At 78.5% G+C, this 8,851-nt stretch carries 9 protein-coding genes; 6 read left to right on the forward strand and 3 right to left on the reverse strand.

All coding sequences use genetic code 11. From position 1 onward, the window contains the following. Both ACRYR7_RS22100 and ACRYR7_RS22105 read left to right on the forward strand, forming a co-directional pair. Positions 1–822, forward strand: an 822-nt coding sequence (locus tag ACRYR7_RS22100; protein ID WP_432574268.1) for a class I SAM-dependent methyltransferase, incomplete at its 5' end; no start/stop codon positions are given. 153 nt (positions 823–975) lie between these two features. Then, complete coding sequence (locus ACRYR7_RS22105; RefSeq protein WP_432574269.1) at positions 976–1,680, forward strand: diguanylate cyclase domain-containing protein; 705 nt, start codon at positions 976–978, stop codon at positions 1,678–1,680. A gap of 49 nt (positions 1,681–1,729) precedes the next feature. Here the strand turns inward: ACRYR7_RS22105 and ACRYR7_RS22110 are convergent, their stop codons facing one another. Beyond that, positions 1,730–3,511, reverse strand: a complete 1,782-nt coding sequence (locus tag ACRYR7_RS22110) for a sensor histidine kinase (RefSeq protein WP_432574270.1) — start codon at positions 3,509–3,511, stop codon at positions 1,730–1,732. Positions 3,512–3,557: 46 nt separating this feature from the next. Then, positions 3,558–4,094, reverse strand: a complete 537-nt coding sequence (locus ACRYR7_RS22115) for a CGNR zinc finger domain-containing protein (protein ID WP_432574271.1) — start codon at positions 4,092–4,094, stop codon at positions 3,558–3,560. A gap of 36 nt (positions 4,095–4,130) precedes the next feature. Between ACRYR7_RS22115 and ACRYR7_RS22120 the strand changes: the two genes are divergently transcribed. After that, positions 4,131–5,099, forward strand: a complete 969-nt coding sequence (locus ACRYR7_RS22120) for an EamA family transporter (RefSeq protein ID WP_432574272.1) — start codon at positions 4,131–4,133, stop codon at positions 5,097–5,099. Here ACRYR7_RS22120 and ACRYR7_RS22125 read toward each other — a convergent pair. Continuing rightward, on the reverse strand, positions 5,023–5,541 hold the full coding sequence (locus ACRYR7_RS22125) for a type II toxin-antitoxin system prevent-host-death family antitoxin (protein WP_432574273.1): 519 nt from the start codon (positions 5,539–5,541) through the stop codon (positions 5,023–5,025). The genes ACRYR7_RS22120 and ACRYR7_RS22125 overlap by 77 nt on opposite strands. A 279-nt stretch (positions 5,542–5,820) precedes the next feature. Here ACRYR7_RS22125 and ACRYR7_RS22130 point away from each other — a divergent pair, with 279 nt between their 5' ends. The 3 genes from ACRYR7_RS22130 to ACRYR7_RS22140 form a co-directional block, all read left to right on the forward strand. After that, on the forward strand, positions 5,821–6,099 hold the full coding sequence (locus ACRYR7_RS22130; protein ID WP_432574274.1) for a hypothetical protein: 279 nt from the start codon (positions 5,821–5,823) through the stop codon (positions 6,097–6,099). Positions 6,100–6,242: 143 nt separating this feature from the next. Beyond that, entirely contained in the window at positions 6,243–7,517 is a 1,275-nt protein-coding gene (locus ACRYR7_RS22135; protein ID WP_432574275.1) for a multidrug effflux MFS transporter, read from the forward strand. A gap of 434 nt (positions 7,518–7,951) precedes the next feature. Beyond that, positions 7,952–8,851, forward strand: a 900-nt coding sequence (locus ACRYR7_RS22140; protein ID WP_432574276.1) for a hypothetical protein, incomplete at its 3' end; no start/stop codon positions are given.

Genomic DNA, 8,851 nt, shown 5'->3' on the forward strand with positions numbered 1-8,851 from the left:
CGCCCCCACCACCCTGGGCGGCGACCCCCGCCCCCCCGGCGGGGCGCCCCCCCCGACCCCGCGGCCGGGCCCGCCGCGGGCACCTGGACCGACGCGTACACCCGCTCGGCGGAGTTCCTCGACCTCTTCCTGCGCCCGGCGTGGGAGTGGTGCGGACCCGCGCTGCAGCGGGCGCTGGAACCGGTGGCCGCTCTGGACGGCGCCGCGCTGGACCTGGGCGCCGGCAGCGGGGCGGGCCTGCCGTGGATCGCCCGCGCCCTGCCCGGGCACCCGATCACCGCGGTGGAGCCCTCGCCGGTGCTGCGCGCGGTGCTGCTGGCCCGGGCCGGCGCGGACGCGGACCTGCGGGTGCGCACCACCGTGGTCGACGCCGCCTTCCCCGACCTCGCCCTGCCCGCGCCGCTGGCGGCGCTGGTGGTGGGCAACGCCCTGGGCCACTTCGACGACGCGCTGCGCGCCCGGCTCTGGCGCGCGGCGTCGGCCGCCCTGGTGCCGGGCGGTCGCCTGGTGTGCGACGTCAGCCCGCTCGAGCGCGCCGCCGCGGTGCCCGAGGCGGTGCTGGGGGAGGCCGTGGTCGGGCGGCGGCGCTACTGCGCGCGGGGACGGGCGCAGCCGGTGGGGGCGCGCCGGCTGCGGTGGTCGATGACCTACCGGGTCGAGGACGCTCACGACGCGCACCTGCTCGACCGGCGCGGCGTCGAGTACGACTGGCACGTCGTGGGCACCGCCCGCGCCACCCGCGAGGCGGGCGAGCACGGGCTGGTGCCCGCCGCCCGCCAGGACGTGCCCGGGATGCTCGTGCTGACCCGCCCCGCCCCCTGAGACCCGCCCCCTGAGACCCGCCCGGGGCGCCCGCGGGGTCCCGGCGCGGCGGGCGCCGGGTTCCCGGGTCGGTGCCGCAGGACCGGCCGGGCCCCGGCGCCCTCCTCCTCCCGGGTGCTTGAGCCGGGCGCGCGCCGGCCCCAGGATGCCGTCGTGAACGAGGAGGTCCCGCACCCGCGGGCGCAGCCCGGTGGCGCGAGCGGTGCCGGTGCGCGCCGCGAGCCGGGCGAGCCGGCCGCCGCAGCGGGCCCGCCCGCGGACCCGCAGATCGGCCCGCAGGTCGGCCCGGAACTGCTCGTGCAGGTCCTGGGCCAGGTCGGTGACGGCGTGGCCGTCTTCGACCCGGCCGACCGGCTCGTCTACGTCAACCCCGCTCTGGCCGCGCTGCACGGACGCGCGGTGCCCGACCTGCTCGGCCACCACTTGAGCGCCTTCATCGACGACGCCGAGCAGGCCGTGCGCGAGCGCCGCGCCGACGAGGCGCGCGGGGTGCACCTGGCCCACCGGCAGATGAGCATCCGCCGCCTGGACGGCACCCGCTTCGAGGCGCAGGTGACCCTCTCGGCGCTGCGCGGCGCGGACGGCTCGCGCACGGGCACGATCGTGTGCGTGCGCGACGTCACGCAGGAGCGGCGGCTGCAGGAGCGGCTGGCCGCCGCGGCGCTGCACGACGCGCTGACCGGCCTGCCCAACCGCCGGCTGCTCTCCGACCGCCTGGAGCACGCCCTGGCCGGTGCGGCGCGCACCGGGCGCGCCGTGGCGGTGCTGTTCGTGGACCTGGACGGCTTCAAGGCGGTCAACGACGCCCACGGGCACACCGCCGGCGACGAGCTGCTGGTGCAGGTCGCCGCCGGGTAGGTCCCCCCGGTGGTCCCGGGCGGGTGCGGGCCGGCGGGTGCGGGCCGGTTCAGGAGGGCTGGGGCAGGGTGAAGCGGATCGTGGTGCCCCCGCCGGGCGTCTCCTCGGCCCAGATGCGCCCGCCGTGGCGCTCGACGATGCGCTGGCAGGTGGCCAGCCCGATCCCGTGGCCGGTGCGCGCGCCCGGGTCGACCCGGGCGAACATCGCGAAGACCGCCCGGCGCTGGTCGGCGGGGATGCCGGTGCCGTTGTCGGCGACGGCGAAGCTCCACCCGGACCGCTCCCGCACCGCGCTGAGCACGACGCGGCAGGGCCGCTGCGGGCAGCGGTACTTGATCGCGTTGCCGATGAGGTTCTGCAGGAGCTGGCGCAGCAGCACCGCGTCGCCGTGCACGACGGGCAGCCCGTGCGCGCTGATGCGGGCGCCGGCGTCGCGCACCGCGCCGCGCAGGTCGAGCACCGCCTGCTCGTACACCTGCGCCACCTCCACCCGCTCGCGCCGGCACCCGCCGGAACCGGCCTGGGCGTAGGCCAGCAGCGCGGCGATGAGGTCCTTCATGCGCCCCGTGCCCCGGCGGGCGGTGGCGATCCAGGTGCCCGCCTGCTCGTCCAGCTGGTCGCCGTAGCACTCCTGCAGCATCTCCAGGTAGCCGTCGACGACCGCCAGCGGGGAGTTCAGGTCGTGGCTGGCGATGCCGGCGAACTGCGCCAGCTCGTCGTTGGAACGCTCCAGCTCGACCAGGGCCGCCTGGAGCTCGCGCCGGTGGGCCTCCACGGCGGTGACGTCCGTCATGGCCACCACCGCGCCCAGCGGCGTGCCGTCGGCGCGCACCACGACGCGACCGCTGCAGCGCACGGTGATCGGCGCGCGCCCGGCGGGGGCGATGACCATCTCCGCCCCGTGCACCCGGCCCTCGCGCAGGGTGCGGTGCAGCGGGACCTGCTCCGGCGTCAGCGGCGTGGTGCCGTCGGGGCCGTACAGGTCGTACGCCCCGGCGTGCTCGGAGGGGTCCAGGCGGCTGTCGGCCCGCAGGCCGTGCCAGGTGCGCGCGGTGCGGTTGAACTCGCTCAGGCGCCCGTCCGGGGCGGCGACCACGATGCCGACGTCGACGGACTCCAGCACCGCCCGGTTCAGCTCGTGGCGCGCCTCGGCCTCGGCCGTCGCCAGTTCCGCCAGGGTGCGCTGCTCGGCGGCCTCGGCGGCGTACGCGCGGGCCTCCGCCGCGCTGCGCTCGGCCTCGGCGGCGCGCTGCCTGGCCAGGCGGGCCTGGCGGCGCTTCTCGAACAGGCCGACCAGGACCAGCGCGAGGTCCTCCAGCGCGGCGACCTGCACCGCGTCCAGCGCGCCGGGCTCGGTGTCGAAGACGCACAGCGTGCCCAGCACCTCGCCGCCCCCGGTGAGCAGCGGGGCGGAGGCGTAGAAGCGCACCGAACCCAGCTCGCCGGTGACGAACGGCTTGTGGGCGTAGTCCGGTTCCAACAGCGTGTCGGGCACGTGCACGAACCGCCTGGTGTGCAGGCGCACCCCGCACAGGGAGTCCTCGCGAGCGGCGTCGCCGCCGGTGAAGTTCACCCCGGCCAGCTGGCACTGGCGGTCGGCGGTGAGCAGGTGCACCGAGGCGCTGGGCACGCGCGCGACCAGCGCGGCCAGGCGGGTGACGGCCTCGACCTCGGCGTCCACGACCCCGTCGAGCAGCCCGAAACCCTCCAGGGCGGCCAGGCGGGCGGCCTCCGCGGGCGCCTGCGCCGGCACGGTCGCCGGCGCGGGGGCGCTCCCGGGCGCGGGGGCGCTCCCGGGCGCCGGGGCGGTGGAGGGGGCGGGCGCGCTCATCCGCAGCGGTGTCGGCTCCCGGGCGCCCGGCCTTGAGCCCCGCGGCTCAGCCGAGCCTGCGCCGGGCGCGGAAGGCGCTGACGGCGTTGCGGTTGCCGCACGTGGTGGAGCAGAACCTCTTGGACCGGTTGCGCGAGAGGTCGACCACGACGTTGTCGCACCCCTCGTCGGCGCAGGTCCCCAGGCGCTGCACCTCGTCGGCGCGCACGACGTCCAGCACGGCCATCGCGGACTCCACGACGACGCGCACGGCCAGCGGTGCGTCGTCGGAGACGGCGTGCACGTGCCAGTCCTGGCCGTCGTGGCGCACGAGCCGGGGCGTGGCCCGCTCGCGGGCGAGCAGCTCGTTCACGAGCAGGGCCGCCTCGTCGCGCTGCCGGGTCATCAGCTCGCGCAGGACGGGCCGGGTCCCGCGCACCGCCCGCAGCTCCGCCTCGTCGCCGTCGAAGCGCCCGGAGTACCCGAAGCGGCCGAAGAACTCCTCGAGGTCCTCGACGCTCGAGAGGCCGTCGGGCTCGCCGAGGGTGTTGACCAGCTCGGCGGCGGCCAGCAGCGCCTGCGAGGTGTCATGGGTGAAAACCACGTTGACACCTTACGCCGTGCGTGCCACGGTCGTGCCGTGCCCACCTCCGGCTCGCGCCCGGCGAGCGGCCTGACCCTCGCCGTCCTCTCGGCCCTCGCCTTCGCCCTGTCCGGCCCGCTGGCCCGCGGGCTGCTCGACACCGGGTGGAGCCCCGGCGCCGTCGTGAGCGCCCGCATCGGCACCGCCGCGCTCATCGTCGTCCCGCTCGGTGCCCTGTCCCTGCGGGGCCGGTGGTCCCTGTTGCGCCGCAACGCCCCCCTGGTCGTCACCTACGGCGTGCTGGCCGTGGCCGGTGCGCAGTTCTGCTACTTCTGCGCGGTGCAGCGCCTGCAGGTGGGGCCCGCCCTGCTGATCGAGTACACCGCCCCCGCCGTGGTCGTGGTGTGGTTGTGGCTGCGGCACGGGCAGCGCCCCGGACCGCTGACGCTGGCCGGCACCGGCATCGCCGGGCTCGGGCTGCTGGCCGTCCTGGACCTGTTCTCCGGCGCCGACCTCGACACCACGGGGGTCCTGTGGGCGCTGGGCGCCACGGCGGGTGCCGCGTCCTACTTCGTGCTGTCGGCGGACGAGGGCAACGGCCTGCCCCCGCTCGCCCTGGCGGGCGGCGGCCTGCTCGTGGCGGCGGTGTTCCTCGGCGCCCTGGGGGCCGTCGGTGCGCTGCCCCTGCGGGCGGGCGCGGGGGACGTCGCCTACGGCGGCACCTCGCTGGCCTGGTTCTGGCCGCTGCTGGCGCTGGGGGTGGTGACCGCCGCCTTCGCCTACGTCACGGGCATCGCCGCCGGCCGTCGCCTCGGCTCGCGCCTGGCCTCGTTCGTGGCGCTGCTCGAGGTCGTCGCCGCCGTGGTGCTCGCCTGGCTGCTGCTGGACGAGCTGCCCCGCCCCGTCCAGCTCGCCGGCGGGGTGCTGGTCCTGGCCGGGGTCGTCGTGGTCAAGCTGGGGGAGCGGGGGGTGCGCGCCGCGCCGGCGTCCCCGGCGGCGGAACCGCTGCCGACCGCGACGTCCTGAGGCCGTCCGGGGTGCCGGTGCCGGTGCCGGGTGGCCGCTGCAGGTGGCCCAGGTGGCCCAGGCGCCGCAGGGCGTCGCGGTCGGGCGCGCTCACGTGCGCCAGGACGTGGGCGAGCAGCTCCGCGCCCGCCGCGCCGTCCCCGGCCAGGGCCCGCTGGCGCAGCTCCGCGCGCACCCCGTCCTCGTGCTCCCGGCGCATCGCCTCGTCGCGCGCGTCGGCCAGCGCCTCGTACGCGCGCTCGAAGACCTCCACGTCGACCAGCACCGCCACGCGCCGGCCGGCGCGGGTGAGCACGGTGGGCCCCTCCCGGGTGCGCTCGACGAGCAGGTCCAGGTCCAGGACGTCGACCTCGGCGTGCGGCCACATGTCCGCCGCGGCGCCGGCCCCGACGACCCCGGGGTCCCCGGCCTCCCCGGCCTCCCCGGTGTCCTCGGCGCTCACCGGGGCACCGGTGCTGGGCCGCCCGCGCGCGCGAGCGCCCCGCGCGGCGTCGAGGTGGTGCCGTGCCGTCGCGGTGCGTGCTCGTCGTGGTCCACGTCCCGCAGCTTCGCCGAGCGCGGGCCCCGGTGCCACGCGGTCAGGCCGGGCGGTCGGCGGGTGCGGGCCGGACGCGGAGCGCCCGCCGCTCCTGGACCTCGCGCCGCGGGCCGGGGGGTGCCAGGCTCCCCGGCGTCGACCGCGGACGGGACGGCCCCGGGCCCGCGACCCCTGGAGGAGACCGTGACCCCCGCACCCCGCCCCTCCCGCCGCTGCACCGGCTCCGTGCTCTCGATCGGCTCCCGGGGCTCGGTGCTCTGCGTGGGCAGCACCGGATCGGTGCTCTCCGTCGGCAGCGTCGGCTCGGTCCTGTCCGTCGGCAGCGTCGGCTCCCTCGCCGCCGTCGGCTCCCTCGGCGGGTTCCTCGCGGTGGGCTCGGTCCTGTCCGCGCTCTCGGTCAGGTCGGTGCTGTCCTGGCGCTCGACGGGCTCGGTCCTGCGCGCCGGCCACCGCGGGCGCTGAGCCGGCGCGGGACAGCCCGTCCGCCTCCCGCGCGGGAGGGGAATGGATCAGCGCTGCGCGCCGGTTGTCGCCATCGCCGCGTGGAAGGGGAGCCACCGGCTTCCTGCGCCCGGCCGACCCTGCCCCGCGACGGAAGAACCGAGATGACCTCCCGCACGGACCTCCCAGCCGCCACCGGCGGCACGAGCCCGGCCCCGCGGCCCGGCCCGAGCATGGGGCGCACCGCCCTGGTGCTCGGCGCCTTCGTCGCCGTCGGCCCGCTGACCATCGACATGTACCTGCCCGCCCTGCCCACGATCGTCACGCAGCTGCAGACGACCGAGGCCGCGGTGCAGCTCACCCTGACCGGCACCCTGGTCGGCCTGGCCCTCGGCCAGCTCGTCATCGGCCCGCTCTCCGACGCCCTGGGCCGGCGGCGGCCGCTGCTGGCCGGCACCGCCCTGCACGTCCTCGCCTCGCTGCTCGTCCTGCTGGCGCCGAACATCGCCGTCCTCGGCGTGCTGCGGGTGCTGCAGGGCGTGGGCACGGCCGCCGGCGCCGTCATCGCCCTGGCGATCGTGCGCGACATGTTCGACGGTCGTGCGGCGGCCACCATGCTCTCGCGGCTGTTCCTCGTCATCGGCGCCGCGCCGGTGCTCGCGCCGACCATCGGCGGCGAGGTGCTGCGCTTCACCTCCTGGCGCGGGATCTTCGTCCTGCTGGCCCTGTACGGGCTGGTCCTGCTGCTGGCCGGGGCGCGCGCGCTGCGCGAGACCCTGCCGCCCGAGGGCCGGCGCCCGCTGCGCCTGGGCGCCACCGTGCGGACCTACCGCGAACTGCTGCGCGACCGCACCTACCTCGGCCTGGTCCTGGTCGCCGGTCTGTCCATGGCCGCCCTGTTCAGCTACGTGGCCGGCGCCTCGTTCGTCTACCAGGGCCAGTTCGGCCTGGACCAGCAGGAGTTCGGCCTCCTCTTCGGCGCCGGCGCCTTCTGGCTGATCGCGGCCACCCAGCTCAACCCGCTGGCCCTGCGCCGCTTCGCCCCCTCCCAGGTGCTCCTGGCGGGCACCGTCGCCGGCCTGCTCGCCGGCGCGGTGCTGCTGGCGCTGGCCGCCACCGGCACCGGCGGCCTGGTCGCGGTGGCCGTGCCCCTGTGGGCGGTGCTGTTCTCCATCGGCCTGGCCCTGCCGAACGCCCCGGCGCTGGCGCTGTCGCGCCACGGGGAGGCCGCCGGTGCGGCGGCCGCGCTGCTGGGCGCCGTCCAGTTCGGCGTCGGCGCGCTGGTCTCGCCGCTGGTGGGCCTGCTCGGCAACGACGCGCGCGCCATGGGCGTCGTGATCGTGGCCGCCCTGACGCTGGCCACCGCCGTGCTGGTGCTGCTCGTGCGGCCCTGGCGGCTGGTGGGCGAGACCGGCTCCGCCGCCGTCGCCGCCCACTGAGGGACCGGCCCGCCACCGGGGGACCGCAGCGCCGCGGCACCCCCCGGGACGGGCGGCGCTGCGGCGGGTGGGCCCCCGCCGCGCGCGACGCGGCGCGCGACTCGTGGCCTGCGGTGCGTGGCCGGCCGGTCGCAGGCGGCTACAGTGCGGCAGCGGGGAGGTCGAGAACACCGGCAGTCCCCCTCGGACCAGGTCCTGCACGACGCGCACCCGGGGCGAGGACGACCCGGGCGTGAGCCGCGCAGGACCTGCGCACGAGCGCTCGACCGACGACGGCGCGGGCAGCGGCTGGAGCGCTGACCACGCCGAGCAGTGACGATGCACCGCCAGCAGCCGCACCGGGCACCAGGCCCCCGATCGCACTGGACGTGAGCGCCTTGCCCTCCCCCCGCAGCGAACGCCGCGCCCCCCGGCGCTCCGCACCCGGGCCGGCCGTGACCTCGCTGGCCCTCGCGCTCGCCCTGGCCGCCGGTGCCGGTGCGGGGACCGCGGCCGCCGCACCCGCCGCACCCGCCCCCGCGGTGGCCGCGCCCGTCCCCGCGCCGGCGCCCGCGCCCGCCGACGCGCCCCGGCCGCCCACCCCCGAGGAGGTCGAGCAGGCGCGCCGCGCCGCGCAGTCCTCGGCCGCGGCCGCCGCCGCCGCCCAGCAGCGGCTGCAGGAGGCGCAGGTCCGGCTCGACGCCGTGGCCGCCCAGGCCAACGAGGCGCTGGAGCGCTACCAGCAGGCCATCGAGGCGCAGCAGGCGGCCCAGCAGCGCGAGGTGGAGGAGCAGGCGCGGCTGGTCGCTGCGCAGGAGGCGCTGAGCCGGGGCAAGCAGGACCTCGGCCGCTGGGCCTCGCAGACCTACCGCGGCACCGGCGCGCTGCCCGCCTACAGCGGGCTCGTGGGGCTGCTGCAGAAGGGCGCCACCGACGAGACCGCCCGCGCCCTGGCCACCGCCCAGCGGATCGGCGCCGGCCGCAGCGACGCCGTCAGGGACTACGAGGGCGCGCAGCGGGCGCAGGAGCAGGCCGCGCAGCGCGCCGCCGAGGCCGGCGCCGTCAGCCGGGAACGCGCCGCGCAGGCCACCACCGCCAAGCAGTCCTCCGACGCGCTGGTCGCGCGGCAGAGCGCGCAGGTCCGGGAGCTGACCGCGCTGCAGGACGCCGCGACCGGGACGGCCCGCGACGACGCCACCCGCGCGGCCAACCTGGCCACCGCCCGCGCCGTCGCGGACGCCGAGGCCGCCGCCGCGGGGGGGGGGGGGGGGGGGGGGGGGGGGGGGGGGGGGGGGGGGCGGGGGGGGGGGGGGGGGGGGGGGGCCGCCGTGGCGCGCGAGGGGGGCGCCGCGCGC

It is taken from the genome of Kineococcus gurbantunggutensis (genome assembly GCF_050871925.1).
Taxonomy (GTDB): domain Bacteria; phylum Actinomycetota; class Actinomycetes; order Actinomycetales; family Kineococcaceae; genus Kineococcus.